The organism is Sediminivirga luteola (genome assembly GCF_014639315.1).
Taxonomy (GTDB): Bacteria; Actinomycetota; Actinomycetes; order Actinomycetales; family Brevibacteriaceae; genus Sediminivirga; species Sediminivirga luteola.
In genome coordinates this window covers 16,768-37,971 of sequence record NZ_BMFY01000015.1, presented here as the reverse complement: position 1 = coordinate 37,971, position 21,204 = coordinate 16,768, and the positions used below count along the sequence as shown (strand labels likewise).

The window sequence follows — 21,204 nt, the reverse complement described above, 5'->3', positions numbered from 1 at the left end:
GTGGGTCCAGCGTCCGCCGAGGCCCGCTTTGTAGAGTGAGGCGCCGTGATGAGAATGACGACTCTGCAGTGGCGTGCCCTGTGGACGGGGCTGCTCGGCGCGGCCGGATTCATCGGCGTCTACGCGGCGAGCACCCTCACCGCGCGCGGGCAGCGGTGGGAGACCCGGTACATGAACGCCGTGGCGGGCTATGACACGAGCGAGCCGTTGCTGCATCTGGTGTCGGTGCCGAATCTCGTCGTCGCCTGCGCCGTGATGGCGCTCATCGCGGCGTTGCGGCGGCAGTGGATGGCGGGGCTGGGTGCGCTGACGGTGATGGCGCTCAGCAACGCCCTCGGGCAGGTGCTGAAGTATCAGCTGCTGGAGCGGCCGGCGCTCATCGCCGAGGGGCCTAACACCTTCCCCAGCGGGCACACCATCGCCTTCGCCTCGACGTTCGTGGCGCTGCTGATCGTACTGCCGCCGTGGGCCAGGCTGGTCACCGCGCTGCCGATGACCGGCGTGCTTTCCTACGCGGGGGCACTGATCGTCGCCAATGGCTGGCACCGTCCCAGTGACGTGGTCGGCGGCATCCTGCTGGTCGGCGCCGTGGCCGCGCTGGTCTGCGCGGTACCCCGGGTCGCCGGGCTCGCGGCCGAGGGAGCGCTGCGCAGGACGCTCTCCGGTCTTGGCCTGGCGCTGTTCGCGCTGGGCGCCCTTGCGCTGGCCGCCAGCGCCTGCGTGGTGGCGGTTCTGCGGATCGTCGACGGCGCACCCGTACGCACGGCGGAGGCGCTCAATCACATCCTGGTGGCAGCACCGGCGCTGGCGATCATCGGCGGCCTGCTGTGGGTGCTGGCGACGGGGACTCCCCCGGCCGGGGACAGCCGGTCGCCGGACGAGAACAACCAGCGTTCAGAGAAGGTCGAGCGCCCCCTGGGCGGCAGAGCGCCTGGCCGCGGGAGCGGCAGCCGGTCCGCCCCCGCCCGGCCGACGATGGGGTACTCATCACCAGGGTCCTGAGGAACAGTGCCCTGAGCGGCGGGACCCTCATCCGGGAGGACCTGAACGGGCTACGCAGATTCGCCGATGCAGCGAATTCACCGAGGTACCTGACGCGCGGCTGTCAGGTTTCAGGGCATGTGTCACACGTGATGCGCCGCTGGTGAGTCACTGCCGTCCGGGGCGCTGCTGCCTGGGTCACTGCTGTCCGGATTCACGGCATGTGTCACAGGTGATGGGTCGCCGTCCGAATCGCTGCTGCCCGAGTCGCTGGGCGAACCGACGAAGCCGCTGCCGGAGATCCGGGTGTCCTCGGCCCAGCGCCGCACCCAGGCGGGGACCTCCAGGTGATCGGGGAATCCGCCGGAGAGTTCCTCGAGCTCCGCGTAGGAGACCGCGCCGCCGGACCGTTTGAGCAGTCGGGCGCGCACCACCGCGGAGGCATACACCGTGTCGCCGATGCGGAAGGTCTGCTCCAGGTAGACGGAGCGCTCGTCGATCCCGAGGATGCGGGTCCAGAGCACGAACCTCCGGCCCGGGCCGAGCGACCGCTTGTAGGTGATGGTCTGGGCGGCCACCACCGGATACCAGCCGCGGGCTGTGAGCTTGTCCCAGAAACCGGAGCGCAGCATGAGATCCAGCCGGCCCAGGTCCATCAGCGACAGATACTTGCCGTTGTTCATGTGCAGCAGCGGGTCGAGGTCGCTCGGCACTACCCGGAACGGTGTCATGGCGGTGTCCCAGAGGCCCAGTTCCGGCGCCCGGCGGGCACGCAGCATGAGCAGGAGCATCCGCAGGTAGAGGTTCATGCCGCCGACCCTACGGGGTGCCGTGTGACGAGTTCAACACGCCTGCCACGCGCTGCCCGGAGGGGTGCAACGCCGCCTCGGACTCGCGGCGCAGGAGGCTGCGCTTGATGTCGATGCCGAAGGCGAAGCCGGTGAGGCTGCCGTCCTTGCCGACGACGCGGTGGCACGGCGCGAACAGCGCGGCGGGATTGCGCCCGCACGCCGCCGCCACGGCGCGGACGGCGCGCGGGGCTCCCAGGGTCTGGGCCAGTACGCCGTAGCTGAGCGGCGCGCCGGGCGGGATAACGGTCAGGGCGTTCCAGACCTGCTGCTGGAACGCCGTGCCGACGCTGGCTGCCCGTGGCACCGTCACGACGGACTGCACCTCGCCGGCGTAATAGCGCTCAACCGCGTGAAGGGCCGCGCGCAGTTCTTCGACGCCGGGTTCGGGGTGTTCGGCGAGCTGGCCCGCGCCGAGCTTGGCGCGGGCGCCGAGCAGAACCGCGTCGGCACTCCAGCCGGAACCCAGCACGGCGCCGTCGGCGTCGGCGATCACGGTGAACGGGCCGTCGGGGGTTTCGACGGTCGCGTAAGGGTAGCGGTTCATCTGGCAGTCCTTCTCTCGTCCGTGTCGATGTATGAGGCGTCGGGCCGCTCCGCTGCGGCAGACGTCCCCGCGGTGCCACTGCGCGATGCGCTGCGTGTCCCCGCAGTGCGTCGCCTCGGTGCGCTGGGTCTGTCAACGGCGGCGCTATCTGGTCTCCCCGCGACGGCGATGCCTGCCGCACTTGGCGTCCCGGCAGCGCGGCGTCCCTGTGTCGTACCTGCCCTACCGACTTCGCTGTCCGCCCGGGGACGTGTTCCCGCGGCAGCCGCGCTCCGCCACAGGTGGATGCTCGCGTAACTGCGCCACGGCGCCAGGGCCGCGGTCTGACGATCCAGCTCCCGTTCATCGGCGGGGAAACCAGCTGCCGCCGCGGCCGAGCGCAGGACCAGGTCTCCGCGGACGAGGACATCGCTGCTGCCCAGAGCGCGCAGGCACACGTAGTCCGCGGTCCACGGCCCGATGCCCTTGAGCGCCGTCAGCTGCGTGGTCAGTTCCTCGCGGGACACGCCGGGGTGAATGGCGATGTCACCGCTCAGCAGTGCCTGGCAGGCACGCAGCAGCGTGCGGCGCTTGCTTTCCGGCCCCGGCACGCCGCCGGCGTCGATGATGGCTTCCGGCTCCGGGAAGAGCAGAGCGGGACCGTGGCCCAGCCCGGTTGCGCTCCCAGCCCGCTCGGTGAGTCTGCTGAGGGTGGTGCGCATGGCGGCGACGGAGATCTGCTGTCCCACGATGGCGCGGACCAGCATCTCGGCACCGTCGACGGCACCGGGGAGGCGGATGCCCGGAACCGAATCGACCAGAGCCGTAAGGCGCGGCTCGCGGCGCAATGCCGCGTCGATTCCCTGCGGATCGGCGTCGAGGTCGAACAGCCGGCGGGCCCGGGCCAGGACATAGCCCAGATCGGCGATCCGGCGGACGGTGACGCGTGCCCGCAGGGTGCCGTCCGGCTGGAGTTCCACCCGCAGCGCCGCCGGTCCGCCGGGGGCACGCAGGGTTCGCCCGTAATGCGCCGGGCCGGCGTCCTCCATCCCGTCGAGGGCGCGTTCGGCCAGCCAGCGGAAGGTGCCGGCGTGGTCGGCCGGCGCCCGATGGCTCAGTGCCACGTCGATGGTCGCCGCGATCTGATGGTCACGGGCCTGGTCGTCATCGGCCGATGCGTCGTGGCAGCGCGCACCACGTTCGGCGGTGCGGGCGCGGGCGCGTATCTGCTTCGGGGTGAGACCGAAGACGTCCCGGATGGTGTCATTGAACTGCCTGAGGCTCCCGAACCCCGCGGCATGCGCGACATCGGGCATCGACAGGCCGGTGCCGACCAGCAGCTGGCGAGCGCACTGTGCCCGGTGCGCGCGGGCGAGCGCGAGCGGTCCCGCGCCGAGCTCGGCCCGCATGACGCGTTCGAGCTGCCGGGACGAGTATCCGAGTGCGGCCGCGAGACCGGCGACGCCGATGCGGTCGACTGCGCCGTCGGCGATCATCCGCATCGCGCGGGCCGCGGTGTCTTCCCGGGTGTTCCATTCGCTGGAACCGGGAACGGCCTCGGGCAGGCATCGGCGGCAGGCGCGGTAGCCGGCCTGGTGCGCGGCAGCGGCGACGGGGTAGAACTCGACGTTCTCCCGGCGCGGTGTCCGGGCCGGGCAGCTGGGACGGCAGTAGATCCCGGTGGTGCGCACGGCCGTGACGAAGCGCCCGTCGAAGCGCGGATCGCGTGCGGCGATCACTGCGTAGCACTCGTCGAAGTTCATGCGTTCCAGTCTGGCACCGCAGACGGCGATTGTCTGGCGGGAATCCGACACGGCAGCCCGGCGGGGACATGCTGCGGGGCGCCTGCCGCGTCGCCGGGGGCTACAGGCTCAGCAGCAGCGTGTCCGCCGTACCGGAACGGCCGACCACGGTGAACCCGAGCGAGGCGTAGAGGGTGGCGGCGTCGTTGCCGTCCTCGACCGAGACACTGAGGCTGGGGTGCCCGGCCATGCGGGCCATCGAGATGAGCGCGGTGAGAAGGCGGCGCCCGGTCCCCCCGCCCCGGTATTCGGGCATGACCGCCATCGCCAGTTCCGGGATGTCCCTGGCCACGTAGCCGTGACCGTGCCAGTCTTCGGTGGGCAGCCTGAGCCAGGCCGCGCCGATGAGCTCCTCGTCGCCCGCAGCCCAGGCACCGAGCGCCAGATCGCCCTCGCGCCCCCATCCGGCGACATAGCCGTTCAGGATGTCGTCGGTGGCGATGGCCTCTTCGCTGAGGGCCGGCCGGAGGTCGAGCCAGTTGACCACGAGGCCGAGGAAGGGGCGCAGGAACGCCTCGGTTCCGGTGTCCGCGGGAAGGGGACGCAGGGTCACGGGAGCGAAATCGTCCATCACGCGTAACATCCTAATTCTCCCGCCGATGCGGTTTAATCCGCGGGGCGGACTGGCTTCGGGCTCAGGCCGCCCGCTGGCGCAGCCAGCACGGCCCGGCCGGACGGGCTGCTGGGATTCCGGCGGGCCCGCCGGTGAACTTCCCGGCACACCAGCCCCGCCCGATCTCACCGGTTCCGTGAGGGCTCCGGGCGAGCCCAGTTCACCGGCGACACGGCGCATCGGTCAGCTCCATCCCGCAGGCACCGGCGAGACTCACCTGGTGGCGCCGGTGATCATCCAGCGCTCGCCACGGGCACGCAACCCCAGCGGCAAGGCCCTGGCCACCATGTACCCGACGCCGAAGGCCACCCAGAGCGCGGCCATGCTCCACGCGGGGGATGCCTCCAGGAGGGTGGCAGCCCAGAGCATCGGCAGATATGCGGCGGTGCTGCCCAGTCCCGCGAACGCGAGGAACCGGGCGTCGCCGGCGCCCAGCAGGACCCCGTCCAGCACGAAGACGTACCCGGCGACCGGCAGCCCGATGGCCATCGCCCACAATGCGGCGGGAAGGATTTCCCGCACTCCGGCGTCCGGGGAGAATACGGGGCCGAGGAACGGCGCCAATGCCGCCAGCAGGATTCCCGCACCGACGCCGCACCACAGTCCCCACGCCAGCAACCGCCTGGTCACAGCGTGGACCTGAGCCCGGTTCCCGGCGCCCAGCCCGTGGCCGATGAGTGCCTGCCCCGCGATGGCCAGCGAGTCCAGGGCCAGCGCGATCGTCGCGAAGATCGTGAGAGTGATCTGCAGCGCAGCCAGTTCGGCGACCCCCATGGCCGTGCCGGCGGCCACGGTGGCCAGCATCGCCACACGCAGTGCGGCATTGCGGACCAGCAGCCATCCACTCGTGGCGGCGGCCCTGCCGACGCCTCTGAAGTCCGGCCGCAGCGGGGAACCGTACCGGGCGGCGGCCCGGGCAGCGATGATCAGGTACACGGCCAGCATCGCCCACTGCGTGAGCACCGTGCCCAGAGCCGAACCGGCGATGCCCAGTCCCGCGCCGTAGATGAGCACCGCGTTCAGGCCGACGTTGACGAGGCACCCGGCGCTGGCCACCCACAGGGGCGTCTTGGTGTCCTGCAGGCCGCGCAAAAGGCCGGTGCCGGCGATGACCATCAGCATCGCCGGCAGCCCCGCGAGGGAGATCAATAGGTAAGTGGTGCCTGCCTCGGCGACGCCGTCGGTGGGCGGCCCGAACGCGGCCACCACGGGCGCGGCGGCGAGCACGCCGGCTCCGGCCAGGACGACTCCCGTCAGGGCGGCCAGCCAGAGTCCGTCGATTCCGGCGGACACGGCGCCTCGCATATCGCCCGAGCCCATCATGCGCGCTACGCGCGGCGTGGTGGCGTAGGCGAGGAAGATCATGAGACCCAGGACCGTCTGCAGCACGGTGGAGGCGATGGCGAGCCCGGCTTGGGGTTCGGCTCCCAGGTGCCCGACCATGGCGGTGTCGGTCAGGAGGAAGATGGGTTCGGCGACGAGCGCGCCGAGCGCCGGGATCGCGAGCCTGGCGATGTCCCGGTCGAGGGAACGTCTACTCAAATCTGCTGGTGTCTCCTGCTCCTCGGCGGACGACCACGGGGGCGCGCCCGTCCAGGTAGTCGATGACGGTGGTCGGCTCAGTGCCGGGGACATCGGCGTCGATGATCCCGTCCAGCTGCGAGCCGATTTCCTCCTGGATCCGCCAGCCCTCCGTGAGCGGCTCCTCCTCGCCGGGGAGCAGCAGGGTGGAGGAGAGGATCGGCTCGCCCATCTCCTCCACGAGGCCTTGCGCGACCCGGTGGTCGGGGATGCGCGCGCCGACGGAGAGCTTCTTCGGGTGCATCATGCGCCGCGGCACCTCTTTGGTGGCCCGCAGGATGAATGTGTACGGGCCGGGGGTGAGGGATTTGATGGTGCGGAACGCGGCGTTGTCGACTTCGACGAACTGACCGAGCTGCGCGAAGTCACGGCACATGAGGGTGAAGTGGTGTTTGGAGTCCAGCTGCCTGAGCCGGATGATCCGCTCAATGCCCTCCTTGTTGTCCAGAGAGCATCCGATGGCATGGCAGGAATCCGTGGGATAGGCGATCAGGCCGCCCTCGCGAAGGATGCCGGCGGCCCGTCGGAGCAGCCTGACTTGCGGGTTCTCGGGATGGATCTCGAGGTACGTGGCCATGCGCCCATGCTACGCGTGTCCCCGGACGGGGCCATCGGCGCCGGCACGCAGCCTTACGGGGGCGGACGCTCACGGCCCTTCCGCGCTGATCGGACCGGAGCGCGAACTCACCACCCGTGAACGATCAGCGCCGGCACCGGGGCACTCACGCGCTCTGACGTTCGTCGGCGCCGCCGCGCAACCCCCTGGTTCTGGAGCGGACCCCGCCCGGGCTTTCGCGGATCCTCCAGCATTCACCTTTGCAGGGCCGGACCGCTTTCTGGCTCCCACCATGGTTCCAACGGCGCTCATCGTTGCGGGATCAGAGGGCGGGCGGGTCATCGTCCCGCTTCCTCCGGCGGTCGCTATCGCGGCATGAGACCATGCCACCGCCCCCGCCTTGGTTCCACCGGCACTCGCCGTAACAGGACCGGACCGCGCCCCGGTCCTTTCGCCGGCTCCGTCTGCGCTCACCGCAGCGGGATCAGACCATGTCCCGGCCTTCCCATTGGCCGCGTCGACGCCCGCCTTCGCGGGATCAGGCCCAGACCGCGCCGCGATCTTCCCTTCCAGTCGGTTGATCAGCCGCACAGGCGAGGAGGTGACCGGGCGCCATCGACGTTCCCTGTCCCACCAGCCGGGAGCACGCACGTGCGGCACTCCCCCGCGCATCCTGATCTCCCAGCCGCTGGTTCCCAGAGTCCTGTGATGCCGCCAGCACAGCAGCACACCATTGTCTGTGTGGGTCTGGCCGCCATCGGCCCAGGCGCGCACATGGTGCACCTCGCACCATTCGGGCCTGACACCGCAGCCAGGAATCACGCAGCCGCCATCCCGGGCAGCGATCGCCCGGCGCTGCACGGCCGTGAACACACGGCCCATCGTCTCGACCGACACCACCCGCCCAGCGTCATCGTGGATCACGCGCTCTACCGCCCCGTCGCAGGCGGTGTGCTCGGCTGCCCGTACGCTTATGCGTCCGGACTCCGCATCACCAGTGTGCGCCCAGCCTCGCCGGGCCCGCAGGTCCTCCTCGCGCACGGTCACCACCAGTGTGGGCGGCGCACCGCCGAGCAGCGGCAGCGCGCCGGAGCCGGCGGCCGCTTTGACGATGGTGGCGAAGGCATCATGGAGACGCTGTTCCTGCGAACGGAAATCGTCCGAGACCGGCGTGTCCCAGCCGTCGTCAGCGGCCTGCCGCCCGCTGGCGGCAGGCGCTCCCGGTTCCGGAGCCGCGTCCTCGCCCAGATGACATGCAGCAGCTCCACCCGGACGAGCGGTGGCGGAAGCCGCCGCTCCTATCGCGTCTGTCTGTGAACGTTCTGCAGCCGCTTGCAGCCGGGGATTGAGGATCGAGTCCATCATCCGGCTCAGACCGCTGGCGACTTCCGGCAGGATGCGCCCCTGGACGGGGACGAGCCCGTGCCGCAGCTTCCCCAGCGTCAGGCCGCGGCCACGCATGGCGACCTCCTCGCTGGGCTCCGCACCATCGGGATCGAGGAACTCCGCCCAGGTGTCCGCCATGGTACGCAAGGCATCCGCTCCTGCTGGCGGTTCTGCTCCCGCACCCGTCCCGCGTGCCGTCTCCGCGATGGCCGCCTCCGCGTGACGGACGGCCTCCGGATTCGCTCTCACCCGAGCGGCTTCCAGGGGACCCGCGACGGCCAGAACGCCGTCCACGCCGATGGCGCCGTCCGCGAGCGCCTCGCGCACCGCGGGATAGCGAGCGGGTTCCAGTCCCGTGCTGGATGGCGAACGCCGGACCATGCGAGCTGCCTTCAGCAGCCGGCCCACGGTAGCGCCGGAAAGCCGCGTCACCCGGCGGAGAAGCTCGTGTGCGCTGCGTGTGCCCGTGCGCGCGGTGATCGTCTCACCGCCCGGACGCATCCGGGTCCGCATGTCCACCTGATCCGCAGCGGCGATGAGCATGGCGTCGATCCGGCGGCCGAGTTCAGCCACGGATGACACGAGCGTCAGCAGTTCCTCGTCGGCGAGCCCCTCCATCGCGCCGGCGCCGAACACGCGCTCCTGGTCCAAGCGAAGAGCATCCGCGGCGCGCGCGACGGACGGCAGCACCACGCTGCTGCCCCCCCACCTGCTCAACAACTCGGCCATCCGTCATGTAATCGATCATATGTTCTATTAATCCGGAATGGAAGACCCCTGAGGAAGAAGTGGATTCCGGGCCGCTTCCACGGGCCGGCATCGCCTGCAAAGCCGCGGTCGGCCGGCGCGTACAGGAGTCCCCGTGGGAGGGTATCCCTGTTCGCCCCGGACGACATGGCCGCCCACGCATACCGGAGGAGACCCCGCGGCGGTCCCACGACCCGGCAGCGCTGCCCCTGGCCGGTCAACGCGTACCGGGACCGGGCGACCTGGCCAGTCTCGGGTTCGATGCGGAATGGGGCCGCTCGACGCCTACCAAGACCGGGCGACGGGGCTCGCGGCCCGGCGGTGCTGTCCGTGGCCGCCGCTAGGGTGGCACCATGACCACCACAGCTCCCCCGCGAGACTCCTCCTTCCACGCTGAGGCGTCCGAGCGCCTCGCTGCGCTGACTGGCGGCCGGGCGGAGTTCCGCCCGGGCCAGTTCGAGGCGATCTCGGCGCTCGTGGAAGACCGGAGACGCGTCCTCGTGGTGCAGAAGACCGGCTGGGGAAAGTCCGCCGTGTACTTCCTGGCGGCTCATCTGCTCCGCCGGCGCGGGCGCGGCGTCAGCCTGATCGTCTCTCCGCTGCTGGCACTCATGCGGGACCAGATCGCTGCGGCCTCACGGGCGGGCGTACGGGCGCAAGCCCTCAACTCCGCGAACGCACATGAATGGGACGAGGTACTGCGCCTGCTGGCCGCCGATGAACTCGATGTGCTCCTCGTCTCCCCCGAGCGGCTGGCCAACCCGCGGTTCCGGGACGAAGTTCTGCCCGGCGTGCTCGCACGGCTCGGCATGCTGGTCGTGGATGAAGCGCACTGCATCTCCGACTGGGGGCATGATTTCCGTCCCGATTACCGGCGCATCGGCGAGATCGTGGCGGGATTGCCGGCAGAAGTGCCCGTGCTGGCGACGACGGCCACCGCAAACTCCCGCGTCGTCGATGACGTCGCCGCCCAGCTGGTCCCGGGCGGCGGCTTTTCCGCGATCCAGGCGGGACGAGGTGCACGGGAGGCTCCGCGCAGCGACCAGCACAGCGCAACATCGGATTCAGGCAGGACACCCCCGGATCGGGCCAGGGCAACCCCATATCCCGACCGCGCCACCCCGCGTCCGGATGGCGCAGCGCCGGACTGGGACAGCACGACCCGCAACCCCGGCGGGACAACACCGGGAACGACAAGACCGGATCTGGGCAGCGCAACGCCGACTTCGACCAGGACAAGGGGCACACCCAACGGGGCAAACCCGGATTCGGACACAACGGCCCCGGATCCGTTCCGCCCTGCTGCCGGGGCCGCGGCAGAGCGCGATGCGGAACCCGCCGAGTCCGACCACGCTGCCGGCGCGCAGCATGCGGCAGTCACCGGCACCGCGGACGCTGCCGGCGCGCAGCGTTCTGCGGCACAGGAAGTTCTCGTGTTGCGGGGCTCGCTCAGCCGGGACTCGCTCCGCCTCGGAGTGCTCATGCTGGAAGAGCCGCAGCAGAGAATGGCGTGGCTGGCCGAGCACCTAGCCGATCTCCCCGGGAGCGGCATCGTCTATGCGCTGACCATCTCCCAGGCGGAGGATCTGGCGCATCATCTGGCCGGCCGGGGGTACCGGGTCGCGGCGTACACGGGCCGCACGGACGCCGATGACCGCGAGCGGCTGGAACAGGAGCTCAAGGACAACGAGGTGAAGGCGCTCATCGCCACGAGCGCCCTGGGCATGGGCTTCGACAAGCCGGATCTGGGGTTTGTGGTGCATCTGGGGGCGCCGTCCTCGCCGGTGTCGTACTACCAGCAGATCGGCCGTGCCGGACGCGCGGTCGAGCACGCCGATGTCCTTCTGCTGCCAGGGCCCGAGGACGTCCGGATCTGGGAGTACTTCGCGCAGGCCTCCATGCCGACGCAGGAACGCGCCGATGCGGTGCTGACCGCCCTTGCAGCCGCAGAGGAACCCCTGTCCGTGGCACGCCTCGAAGCGCTCGTCGAAGTCCGCCGCGGCCCGCTGGAACTCCTCCTGAAGGTCCTGGAAGTGGACGGCGCGGTCGAGCGCGTGCGCGGCGGCTGGCGCGGGACCGGGCAGCCGTGGCACTACGACGCGGACCGCTATGAGCACATTCTCCGGTTACGCCGCGAGGAACAGCAGGCGATGCTGGATTATGAACGGCTCGGGCAGGGGCAGTGCCGTATGGCGTTCCTCGCCTCGGCCCTCGACGATGCCGGCGCCCGTCCGTGCGGTCGCTGCGACACCTGCGCCGGGCCCTGGTATCCGACGCGCATCGACGACACCGCGCTCGACGAGGCGAGGGCGAGCCTGGACCGGGTCGGCGTGGAGATCCCTGCCCGCCGGCAATGGCCTACCGGGCTTCCCGCCCTGGGCATCGAGCTGAAGGGCAAGATCGCCTCGGCAGAACTGGCCGCAGAGGGACGCGCGCTGGCACGACTGAGCGACCTGGGCTGGGGCGCACCGGTACGGGAGGCTCTCCATGGGCCGGACGGCCCCGTGCCCGAGCACCTGGTGCGCGCCGCCGTCAGGGTACTGGCCGAGTGGCCCTGGCCGCGCCGCCCCGATGTGATCGTGTCAGTGCCCTCGCGGCGGCACCCGGAACTCGTGCGCAGCCTGGCCCGCGGTCTCGCCGAAGCCGGGCGGCTGCCCTACGGCGGAGAGCTGGCCTGGGCGAACGGAGGCCCTCGCAGCTCTCCGGAGTCGAACAGCGCATTCCGGCTGGCGGGCCTCCTGGACCGTTTCGCCGTGCCGCAGGAGATGGCGGCCCATCTGCTGGGCGGCGCGGTGCTCCTGGTGGACGACGAGATCGTCTCCCGCTGGACCCTGACGGTAATCGCGCGGGAGCTGCGCCGTGCCGGAGCCGAGCTGATACTTCCGTTCGCGCTGGGCCTGCGCGGCTAACACGACACCAGTCCGGCGCTTGCGCGGGTGGGCCTGCGCGGCGCAGCCCAGGGTGAGGCTAAGGCCGGCATGACGTCCAGCGCTTGCGCGGTGGAACCCGGCGATAGGCTGAGCCAGGCGTGAGGGACAGCGCTTGCACGGCTGAGCCGGGCGGAACAGCGCCTCGCCAGCCCGGCGGACCAGCGCCTCAGCGCTTCTTGCGCTTCTCCCGGATCCGCATGGCGATCTCGATCGGGGTCCCCTCGAAACCGAACGTCTCCCTCAGGCGCCGCTGGATGAACCGGCGGTAGCCCGGATCCAGGAACCCGGTGGTGAACAGCACGAACTTCGGCGGCCGGGTGGAGGCCTGCGTGCCGAAGAGGATCCTCGGCTGCTTCCCGCCGCGCACCGGATGCGGGTGGGCCGCCACCAGCTCGCCCAGGAAGGCGTTCAGCCGGCCGGTCGGGATGCGCGTCTCCCAGGACTCCAGCGCGGTCTCCATCGCCGGGACCAGTTTCTCCGCATGACGTCCGGTACGCGCGGAGATGTTCACCCTCGGCGCCCAGCTCACATGCGCCAAATCGAGTTCGATCTCCCGTTCCAGGTAGTACCGGCGCTCCTCGTCCAGCATGTCCCACTTGTTGAAGGCCAGCACGAGCGCTTTCCCCGTGTCCAGGACGTTCTTGACGATCCGGATGTCCTGCTCGCTCAGCGGCTCGTTGGCCTCCATCAGGACGATCGCGACCTCAGCCTTCTCCAAGGCCGTCTGGGTGCGCAGCGCCGCGTAGAAGTCTGCGCCCGAGGCCTGATGCGCCCGGCGGCGGATACCGGCGGTGTCGACGAAGCGCCACTGCTTGCCGCCCAGTTCGATCAGCTCGTCCACCGGGTCCCGCGTCGTGCCCGCCACATTGTCCACGATCACGCGCTCGGAACCGTGCAGCTTGTTGAGCAGGCTGGACTTGCCCACATTCGGGCGGCCGACGAGGGCCACCCGCCGGGGCCCGCCGGTCTCGACCTCACCAGGAACGCCGGAGACCTCCGGCAGCTTCTCCATCACCAGATCCAGCAGATCGGCGATTCCCCGGCCGTGCATGGCTGACACCGGGTACGGCTCCCCAAGACCCAAGGACCACAGCTCCGCTGCCTGCAGCTCACCGCGCTCGTCATCCACCTTGTTGGCGGCCAGCAGGACGGGCTTCCTCGTCTTCCTGAGCATCGCCACCATGCCCTCGTCGGTGGCGGTCGGGCCGGTGGTGGCGTCCACCACGAAGACCACCGCATCGGCCAGCTCCACGGCGATCTCCGCCTGCTCCGTGATCCGGTTGCCCATGCCCTTGAGCTGGCTGTCCCAGCCGCCGGTGTCCACCAGCGTGAACGGCCGGCCGTTCCATTCAGCCCGGTAGCTGACCCGGTCGCGCGTCACGCCGGGCGTGTCCTCCACGACCGCCTCCCGGCGGCCCAGGATGCGGTTGACCATCGTGGACTTGCCCACGTTCGGCCGGCCGACGATCGCCAGCACCGGCGCGGGTCCTTTGACCTCGTCCGTGTCCCCGGCGCTCTCCCCGCCGTCCAGCAGCGCGAGGTCCTCCGCGTCGAGCTCGTAGCTCTCCAGCCCTGCACGCAGGGACTGGGCCCGCTGTTCGGCCTCGGCCTCGTCGATCCCGGCCACGCGCGCGGCGAACTCCGGATCCGGCTGGTATTCCTCGCCCTGCTCGGTCATCATGCTCCTCGTCGGTTCTTCAGGTCACGGCAGCCGCTGGCCGGTGAGCCGGCAGGCGGCCTCGATGTGCCCGGCCAGAAGTGCTTGAAGCTCATCGCTGGCCAACTGCCTGCGCTCGCGTCCGCTGAGCCCCTCCTGATCGGCCAGGCGCACGGGCGCGCCGAAGACCACATCGATTCTACGGCCCGGAGGCGGGGCGAAGCGCGAACGGTCACCCGGGCGCCTCGTGCCCAGGACCGCCACCGGCACCACGGGAACGTCGGCGCCCACCGCCAGGAAGGCCGCACCGCCGCGTACTGCAGCCGGCATCCCTCCCCCTCGGGTCCCCTCCGGGAACATTCCCACCAGGTCACCGCGGCGCAGCACCTCGGTCGCGGTGCTCAAGGCGGTACGGTCGTTGCCGGTGCGGTCGATCGGGATCTGACCGGCGTCCAGCAGCAGACGACCCACCACGCCGCTGAACATCTCTTTCTTGACCAGCATGTGCAGACCGCGGCGGACCACCGTGTACACCAGCGGACCGTCCACCAGCGTCATGTGGTTGGCCACCAGCAGCGCCCCGCCCTCGGCGGGAAGGCGCTCCAGCCCGTGCGCCCGGACTCGCCACGGACTGGAGAACACGGTGCCCATCCATCGCCGGGCGGCGGGGGTGCCGGGGCGCGCGACGGCGTTCACATCTGCTCCTCGTGCCGCACAGGCCGCTGCTCACGCCCTCTGGCCCGCACGCGCGGTCCACGATGCGCGCGCAACCGGGTACCGGGCACGCCGTACGCGCCAGCCGGCTCCGGCGCGCAGGCACGCGTCCGAGACCCGTTCCCCGTACCGGCCATCACGGGCGTACCGCTCGAACCGGCGATCACGTTCACTCGGCCGCGCTCGTTCCCCCGGCCCGTTCGGCCAGCTCCAGCACGGCGGCGACCGCCGTGGCGAAGTCGATGTCGCTCGTGTCCAGCGTGTGGACGCCGTCCGCGGCGGTGAGGAAGCTCGTCGTCTCGGAGTCGCGCTTGTCCCGGTCGATCACCTGAGCGCGCGTGGCCGCGAGCGCCGCCTCGTCCGCCTCGCCGTGCAGTTCCTTGGCGCGGCGGGCCAGACGCACCTCCTCGCGGGCGGTCATCAGGACCCTGACCTCGGCCTGCGGGGCGACCACCGTCGTGATGTCCCGGCCCTCTGCCACGATGCCCGGCTCGGCGTACGCGCCGATCAGGTCCTGCTGCTGTTCGATCAGCTCGGCCCGGGCCTCCTGATTGCCGGAGACCAGGACGACGGAGGTGCTGACCCGCTCCTCGCGGATCGCCTCGGTGACGTCGTGCCCATCGATCTCCACGCTGCTGACGTCCGGATCCGTGCTGATCTCCAGGTACGCCCCGCGGACCAGCTCGACCACATCGTGCGGATCGCTCACGCCGCGTTCCAGCGCCAGCCATGCCATCGCCCGGTACATCGCGCCCGTGTCCAGGTAGGCGTAGCCCAGCCGGCGCGCCACCTCACGCGAGACGCTGGACTTGCCGACGCCCGAGGGGCCGTCGATGGCGATGATCGTCATGTGTTCTCCTCCGTCAGTCGTTCCACGGGCACCCGCCAGCCGCGCCGGCGGAGCGCTTCCGCAAGCTCGTGTGCCACCCGCGGCTCCACGAACACCTCTACGATGCCGAGCGGCTGCCCGGCGGCGTGCTCGATCCGTACGTCCTCGATGTTGACGCCGATCTCGCCGATGGCCGCGAACAGGCGCCCCAGGCTGCCCGGCGAGTCGTCCACCAGCACGGTGACCGGCTCGAAGCGCCGCTGCGCCTGCCCGTGCTTGCCGGGAATCCGGTCGTAGCCCTCGTTGCCGGCGGCGATGACGCCGGCCAGTTCCGCGACCGCGCCCGGTTTGAGCGTCCGGCTGCCGGCACCAGCGTCAACACCAGCACCGGCGTCAGCACCAGCACCCTCGCCAGTGTCGAGGGCGTCGATGACCCGGTCCAGCCCGTCCCGGACGCCCAGCAGCACGCGTCGCACCTCAGCCGCGTTCCCGCTGAGGATCCTGGCCCACAGACCGGGCTCGGAGGCGGCGATGCGGGTGACGTCGCGCAGCCCCTGCCCGGCCAGGCCCACGCCCTCCGGCGGCGCGTCCACGAGCTGGGCGGCCATCAGCGAGGCGATCACCTGCGGGGCGTGGGAGACCCGGGCGACGGCGGCATCGTGGAAGTCCGGCTCCAGGTGGACCGGAGTGGCCCCCATCGTCTCGATGAGCGCCAGCACCTGCCGCAGACGCCCCGGCGGGGTGTCCTCATCGGAGCACACCACCCAGGGGCGGCCGATGAACAGGTCGTGCCGCGCGGCCACGGCCCCGGACTTCTCCCGGCCGGCCATGGGATGCGAACCGATATAGCGGTCCAGCTCGGCTTTGGTGGCGAGGCCGCGCACCTGCTGAAGGAGCAGGCCTTTGATGCTGGCGACGTCAGTGACTGTGGCGCCCGGGTCGCGGCGCAGCTCGGCAGCGATCACCTGACCGGCCACATCGGGCGGCACCGCGACGACGATGAGGTCGCAGGCGCTGCCGTCATCGGGTTCCCCGGCGCCCATGTCCCGCGCCAGGGCGGCCATCGTGGGTGAGGCATCGGCCAGCAGGACCCGCACACCGCGGGTGCGCAGCCGCAGCCCGATCGAGGTGCCCAGCAGGCCGGTGCCGACAATCTTGACGGTGTTCACCGGACTCGCCGCCGCGACCTCTCCGGTGTTCTCTCCCCTGCTCGCTCCGGCGTTCGGCAGAGAGCCCACTACAGGCCCACGGCTTTCATCAGCGCACCCACCTCGGTCTGCCCGAGGGTGCGGAGCGTGCCCTGCCGCTGCTCGCCCAGCCGGATCGGCCCGAACTCCGTGCGCACCAGGCGCAGCACCGGGTGCCCGACCGCCTCCATCAGGCGGCGGACGATCCGGTTGCGCCCCGAGTGCAGGGTGATCTGCACGAGCGCGTAGCCGGGCGTGGAATCGACCAGCTTGAAATCGTCCACCCGCGCAAGGCCGTCGTCCAGCTCGATGCCGTCTTTCAGGCGCCGGCCCACGTCCCGGGGCACGGGGCCGCGGACCTCCGCCAGGTAGACCTTGGGCACCTCCCACGAGGGATGGGTGAGGCGATGGGTCAGATCGCCGTCGTTGGTGACCAGCAGCAGTCCCTCGGTCTCGATGTCCAGGCGGCCGACGTGGAACAGCCGCTCGTCGCGGTCGGTGAGGTACTCCGCGAGCGTGGGACGGCCATCCGGGTCCTCCAGAGCCGTCACGACGCCGGCCGGCTTGTTGAAAGCGAGGTACACGAGCGCCTCGTCCAGCGTCGCGCGCAGCCCGTCGACGTGGACGGTCTGGCGGGCCGGGTCGATGCGGATCCCGAGTTCGCGTACCGTGTGGCCGTCCACCGCGACCCGGCCGTCGAGGATCAGCTGCTCACAGGAGCGCCGGGATCCGAACCCGGCACCGGCGAGCACCTTCTGCAGCCGGACCCCTTCGGGCTTGTGCAGGTCCGCCGGCGGCGGAGGGGTCTTGCGGGCGCGATCGCGGCGGCTGGGCCGCGGCGCGTCGGGCGTGCGGTTCTGGCGGGAGGGCTGGCTTCGGGGCATGGCCTCCATTATCGCCCATGAACGCCGCCGGTACCTACAGGCCTTCGGGCTGGTCCTCGTCATCGGGCAGGAACGGCGCCAGGTCAGGCAGCTCGTCGATGCTCTCCAGGCCGAGCTGTTCCAGGAACAGCCGGGTGGTGCCCAGCAGCCGCGCGCCGGTCGCGGGGTCGGTGTCGACCTCGGCGATGAGCCCGCGCAGCAGCAGCGTACGGACCACCGCGTCGACGCTCACCCCGCGTACGGCGGCGATCCGCGCACGGGAGACCGGCTGCCGGTAGGCGACGATCGCGAGGGTTTCCATCGCTGCCTGGGACAGGGTGGAGGTCTGCCCGGCGTTGAGGAAGCGGCCCAGCAGCTCGTGGTGTTCCGGCCGGGCGGCGATCCGCCAGCCCCCGGCGGCGCGCTGCAGCATGAATCCGCGCCGGCGGGCGCCCGGCGCCGTGCCGTCGTAGTCCTCCGCCAGTTCCTGCAGCAACTGCTCCAGGCGCTCGCGCGGCTGGACGAGAGCCAGTTCCAGCTGCTCCATCTGCACTGGCTCCTCGGCGATCATCAGGATCGCCTCGAGCGCGGCACGGGGATTCTCCAGCGCCTGCTCACTCATCGGCCTCGAACTCCTCCATCCGGTCCGCCTGCTCCTGCGTCAGCTCGCCCACGCGCCGCACCCGCAGCGAGCCCAGCGGCGAGTCCTGCTCGAAGGCGATCACCGAGGCACGGTACAGCTCCAGCAGCGCCAGGAACCTCACCACCACCGTCAGGCGATCACCCGCATCGGCGATCAGCTCGCGGAAGTCCAGTCCCTCGGAGGGGGCGAAGGCCAGCCGGCGCGAGATCTCCAGGGACTCCTCCCGCACCGAGACCGGCGAGCCGTGCAGATGGCTCACCCCCACCTCCGGCTCCGGCGCCGGAGGGCGGGAGAACAGTCCCGCGGCCAGGGCGGCGAGCAGGGCCGGGGTCGCGGTGAATACCAGTTCCGGCAGCGCGCGTGCCACCGCCGGATCCGGCGGTACACGCCGCGGCACTGCCAGCTGCGCCTGCTCCCAGCGTTCGAACAGCACCGCCGAGACGCTCTTGTAGGCGCGGTACTGCAGCAGCCGGGCGAAGAGCAGGTCCCGCGCCTCCAGCAGCGCGATGTCCTCCTCGTCCTCGACCTCCCCGGAGGGCAGCAGCCGGGCCGCCTTCAGGTCCAGCAACGTGGCGGCGACCAGCAGGAATTCACTGATCTCGTCGAGGGCGCGCACGCCCGCCTTGGGATCCTCGCCGTACCGTTCGTGCAGCCACCGCACATAGCCGATGAACTCGTCGGTGACCTCGGCCAGCGCCACCTCGGTGATGTCGAGCTTCCGCCGGCCGATCAGGGTGAGCAGCAGGTCGAACGGGCCGTTGAAGTTCTCCAGGGCGACGTGGAAGCCGCTCTCCTCCGGGGTGTCTGTCTTGCCCTCCGGGGTGTCCGCCGTCCCATCCGGCGCCGCCTGCCCGCTCCCCACGCCGGTGTTCCCGCGCTCGGGTACCGTGGCGCCCGGCTCGGGCACAGGAGCAGGCGCCGATGCGGGCGCGGGAGTGCCTGACTCCATGGCGGCCACAGAGGTCTCCGGGCTCAGGGCGCCCCGCCGCGCGCGATGAGCTCGCGCGCCAGCTGGCGATAGGCCTCGGCACCGGCGTGCCGCGGGGCGAAGGAGGTGATCGGCTCGGCGGCGACGGAGGCGTCCGGGAACTTGACGGTGCGGGAGATGACCGTGTCGAAGACACGTTCGCCGAAGGCTTCGATCACCCGGTCGATGACCTCGCGGGAATGCAGCGTGCGGGAGTCGAACATGGTGGCCAGGATGCCGTCGATCTCCAGGGCCGGGTTGAGCCGGTCCTGGACCTTCTCGATGGTCTCCACCAGCAGCGCCACGCCGCGCAGCGCGAAGAACTCGGTCTCCAGGGGGATGATCACGCCGTGGGCGGCGGTCAGGGCGTTCACGGTGAGCAGTCCCAGTGAGGGCTGGCAGTCGATCAGGATCACGTCGTAGTCGTCGCTGACCGGCTGCAGCGCCCGCAGCAGCACCTGCTCGCGGGCCACCTCGCCGACCAGCTGCACCTCCGCCGCGGAGAGGTCGATGTTCGCCGGGAGGATGTCGATGTCCTCGATGCCGCTGGGCACGATCACGTCGCTGGCGGCCACGCGGGAGCTCATGAGCACGTTGTACACGCTCAGCTCGATCTCATGCGGGTTGATGCCCAGGCCCACGGAGAGTGCGCCCTGGGGGTCGAAATCGACCAGCAGGACGCGGCGGCCGTACCCGGCCAGCGCGGCGCCCAGGTTGATGGTGGAGGTGGTCTTGCCGACCCCGCCCTTCTGATTGACCATCGCGATGATGCGCGCCGGGCCGTGCCCGTCGAGGGGCGGCGGCTCCGGGAAGTCCCGCAGCGGGCGCCCGGTGGGACCGGTGCGCTCGACCTCACCGAGACCCAGTTCCTCCTGCTTTCCCTGGCGCACTTCCTGAGTCAATGATCGTTCCTCACAGTAGACGTTCCACGCTCTAGCGTATACCGGCGAAGGCACCGGAGGCGGCCGGGAAACACTGGCTACGCCGGCGCGCGACGAAACCACACCCAAGTGACAGAACCACACGCTAGTGACAAAACGACACCGTAGACGGTGGTGTCCCGTCACTACGATGTGGTCCTGTCACGTGACTCTCCGGCACCACGCCCGGTTGACGCACGCCCCTCCTACACCGCGCCCGGCTGACGCACCCCACCACCGGAGAAGTCGAGGCCTCCGCCCGCGCGGGTACGCCGTGCGCGGGCTTTCGGCAGTGGCAGAGGCGGCGGAAGCCTGTGCGCGCCCCCGGGTCCGCTCAGCGGAGAGGGCGTCTGGACAGCGAGTGGTGGCCGGTCAGCGCGCCCGCGGGTGAGCCGTGGCGTAGACCTCCAGCAAGGCATCCTGACTGACCTTGGTGTAGATCTGCGTCGTCGTCACCGAGGCGTGGCCCAGGAGTTCCTGCACGACGCGGACGTCCGCACCGCCCTGGAGCAGATGCGTGGCGAAGGAGTGCCGCAACGTGTGCGGGGAGACCTCGGCGGTGATGCCGGCCAGCCCGGCGGCCTCCTTGATCAGCTTCCAGGCGCTCTGCCGGCTCAGCCGCCCCCCGCGGGCGTTGAGGAACAGCGCCCCGGCGCGCTGGGTTCCGCGCTGCCGGGCCGCGAAGGCCGGCCTTCCCCGGACCAGCCAGGCGTCGAGCGCCGCCACCGCCTGCCCGCCGACCGGCACGAGCCGTTCCTTGCCGCCCTTGCCGTAAAGCCGCACCAGGCCCTCGGTCAGGTCGAGATCATCGACGTCGGCGCCCACCGCCTCGGAGATGCGCGCGCCGGAGGCATAGAGCAGCTCCAGCAGGGCTCGCCCCCGCAACCGAGCGGGTTCCTCACCGCCGATGGCCTCCACCAGCCGGATCGTCTCGTCGATGCCGAGCGCCTTCGGCAGGCGCAGGCCCTCACGCGGCGGGGCGGTGTCGGCGGCGGGGTCCTGGGCGGTGATTCCTTCCTCGGCGAGGAAGCGGTGCAGCCGCCGCACGGAGGTCACGCTGCGGCTCACCGATCGGGTCGCCAGCCGCGGCAGGCCGTCGTGCCCCTGTGCCAGCGCGGCAGCGTAGGCGGCCACGTCGCTGGGGTGCACCTCGGCCAGATCGTCCACCCCGCGGGCATGCAGCCAGGCACCGTAGCGGCGCAGATCGGCGCGGTAGGCGCTCAGGGTGTTGACGGAGAGGCCCCGTTCGAATCGCAGATGCTGCAGGTACCCTTGCAGCTGCTCCGCCATGGACGCCGGCAGGTCCTGCTGACCGGGAGTTCCGGCGCGGCTCCCGCCGGAGCTCCCCGCCCGGGCCTCGCCGGTGCCGTCTGCGGCGGCCTCGTCCCGGCTGCGCACGGCGAGGTCCCGGGCAGTGCCCGTCGCGGCGTCTGCGGAGCCAGCGGAGGGCGTCG

Annotated in this window: 18 protein-coding genes; 2 read left to right on the top strand and 16 right to left on the bottom strand. The window is 71.1% G+C overall.

Annotated features, from left to right (window positions below):
• The first annotated feature begins 48 nt into the window (after positions 1–48).
• Positions 49–1,002: a phosphatase PAP2 family protein gene (locus IEW13_RS14550; RefSeq protein WP_188551654.1), complete on the top strand. Its 954-nt coding sequence runs from the start codon at positions 49–51 to the stop codon at positions 1,000–1,002.
• 122 nt (positions 1,003–1,124) lie between these two features.
• Here IEW13_RS14550 and IEW13_RS14545 read toward each other — a convergent pair whose 3' ends face one another.
• The 7 genes from IEW13_RS14545 to IEW13_RS14515 form a co-directional block, all read right to left on the bottom strand.
• The gene (locus IEW13_RS14545) at positions 1,125–1,790 is read right to left on the bottom strand and encodes an acyl-CoA thioesterase (RefSeq protein WP_188551653.1); all 666 of its coding nucleotides are present in this window, start codon (positions 1,788–1,790) and stop codon (positions 1,125–1,127) included.
• A 10-nt stretch (positions 1,791–1,800) separates the two neighbouring features.
• Positions 1,801–2,376 (bottom strand): methylated-DNA--[protein]-cysteine S-methyltransferase, encoded by a 576-nt coding sequence (locus IEW13_RS14540; RefSeq protein ID WP_188551652.1) that lies wholly within the window; start codon positions 2,374–2,376, stop codon positions 1,801–1,803.
• On the bottom strand, positions 2,373–4,118 hold the full coding sequence (locus IEW13_RS14535) for an Ada metal-binding domain-containing protein (RefSeq protein ID WP_188551651.1): 1,746 nt from the start codon (positions 4,116–4,118) through the stop codon (positions 2,373–2,375). The genes IEW13_RS14540 and IEW13_RS14535 overlap by 4 nt, the downstream gene beginning before the upstream one ends.
• Positions 4,119–4,218: 100 nt before the next feature.
• Positions 4,219–4,728 (bottom strand): GNAT family N-acetyltransferase, encoded by a 510-nt coding sequence (locus IEW13_RS14530; protein WP_229745214.1) that lies wholly within the window; start codon positions 4,726–4,728, stop codon positions 4,219–4,221.
• 255 nt (positions 4,729–4,983) lie between these two features.
• The gene (locus IEW13_RS14525) at positions 4,984–6,312 is read right to left on the bottom strand and encodes an MATE family efflux transporter (protein ID WP_229745202.1); all 1,329 of its coding nucleotides are present in this window, start codon (positions 6,310–6,312) and stop codon (positions 4,984–4,986) included.
• The gene (locus tag IEW13_RS14520; protein WP_188551648.1) at positions 6,305–6,928 is read right to left on the bottom strand and encodes an L-threonylcarbamoyladenylate synthase; all 624 of its coding nucleotides are present in this window, start codon (positions 6,926–6,928) and stop codon (positions 6,305–6,307) included. Before IEW13_RS14520 ends, IEW13_RS14525 begins: the two co-directional genes overlap by 8 nt.
• Before the next feature lie 69 nt (positions 6,929–6,997).
• Complete coding sequence (locus IEW13_RS14515) at positions 6,998–8,944, bottom strand: HNH endonuclease signature motif containing protein (protein ID WP_188551647.1); 1,947 nt, start codon at positions 8,942–8,944, stop codon at positions 6,998–7,000.
• A 449-nt stretch (positions 8,945–9,393) separates the two neighbouring features.
• Here IEW13_RS14515 and IEW13_RS17555 point away from each other — a divergent pair, with 449 nt between their 5' ends.
• Entirely contained in the window at positions 9,394–11,949 is a 2,556-nt protein-coding gene (locus IEW13_RS17555; RefSeq protein ID WP_229745201.1) for a RecQ family ATP-dependent DNA helicase, read from the top strand.
• Positions 11,950–12,136: 187 nt separating this feature from the next.
• On the opposite strand, the gene der is transcribed toward IEW13_RS17555, so the two are convergent.
• The 9 genes from der to xerD all read right to left on the bottom strand — a co-directional run bounded on the left by der (position 12,137) and on the right by xerD (position 21,040).
• A complete protein-coding gene (gene der, locus IEW13_RS14500) occupies positions 12,137–13,648 on the bottom strand; it encodes a ribosome biogenesis GTPase Der (RefSeq protein WP_188551708.1) in 1,512 nt (503 codons plus the stop codon).
• Between the two features lie 24 nt (positions 13,649–13,672).
• The gene (locus tag IEW13_RS14495) at positions 13,673–14,323 is read right to left on the bottom strand and encodes a lysophospholipid acyltransferase family protein (protein WP_229745200.1); all 651 of its coding nucleotides are present in this window, start codon (positions 14,321–14,323) and stop codon (positions 13,673–13,675) included.
• A gap of 187 nt (positions 14,324–14,510) precedes the next feature.
• On the bottom strand, positions 14,511–15,191 hold the full coding sequence (gene cmk, locus IEW13_RS14490; RefSeq protein WP_188551646.1) for a (d)CMP kinase: 681 nt from the start codon (positions 15,189–15,191) through the stop codon (positions 14,511–14,513).
• A complete protein-coding gene (locus IEW13_RS14485; protein WP_188551645.1) occupies positions 15,188–16,339 on the bottom strand; it encodes a prephenate dehydrogenase in 1,152 nt (383 codons plus the stop codon). The genes cmk and IEW13_RS14485 overlap by 4 nt, the downstream gene beginning before the upstream one ends.
• A 68-nt stretch (positions 16,340–16,407) precedes the next feature.
• Positions 16,408–17,241 carry a pseudouridine synthase gene (locus IEW13_RS14480; protein WP_308420835.1) on the bottom strand — a complete coding sequence of 278 codons (834 nt, stop codon included), beginning with the start codon at positions 17,239–17,241 and terminating at the stop codon, positions 16,408–16,410.
• Positions 17,242–17,275: 34 nt separating this feature from the next.
• Complete coding sequence (gene scpB / locus IEW13_RS14475; protein ID WP_188551643.1) at positions 17,276–17,842, bottom strand: SMC-Scp complex subunit ScpB; 567 nt, start codon at positions 17,840–17,842, stop codon at positions 17,276–17,278.
• Positions 17,835–18,770, bottom strand: a complete 936-nt coding sequence (locus tag IEW13_RS14470) for a segregation and condensation protein A (protein ID WP_229745199.1) — start codon at positions 18,768–18,770, stop codon at positions 17,835–17,837. The genes scpB and IEW13_RS14470 overlap by 8 nt, the downstream gene beginning before the upstream one ends.
• A 65-nt stretch (positions 18,771–18,835) precedes the next feature.
• Positions 18,836–19,696 (bottom strand): ParA family protein, encoded by an 861-nt coding sequence (locus IEW13_RS14465; protein ID WP_229745213.1) that lies wholly within the window; start codon positions 19,694–19,696, stop codon positions 18,836–18,838.
• A 426-nt stretch (positions 19,697–20,122) separates the two neighbouring features.
• Positions 20,123–21,040: a site-specific tyrosine recombinase XerD gene (gene xerD, locus IEW13_RS14460; protein WP_188551706.1), complete on the bottom strand. Its 918-nt coding sequence runs from the start codon at positions 21,038–21,040 to the stop codon at positions 20,123–20,125.
• Positions 21,041–21,204: the final 164 nt, after the last annotated feature.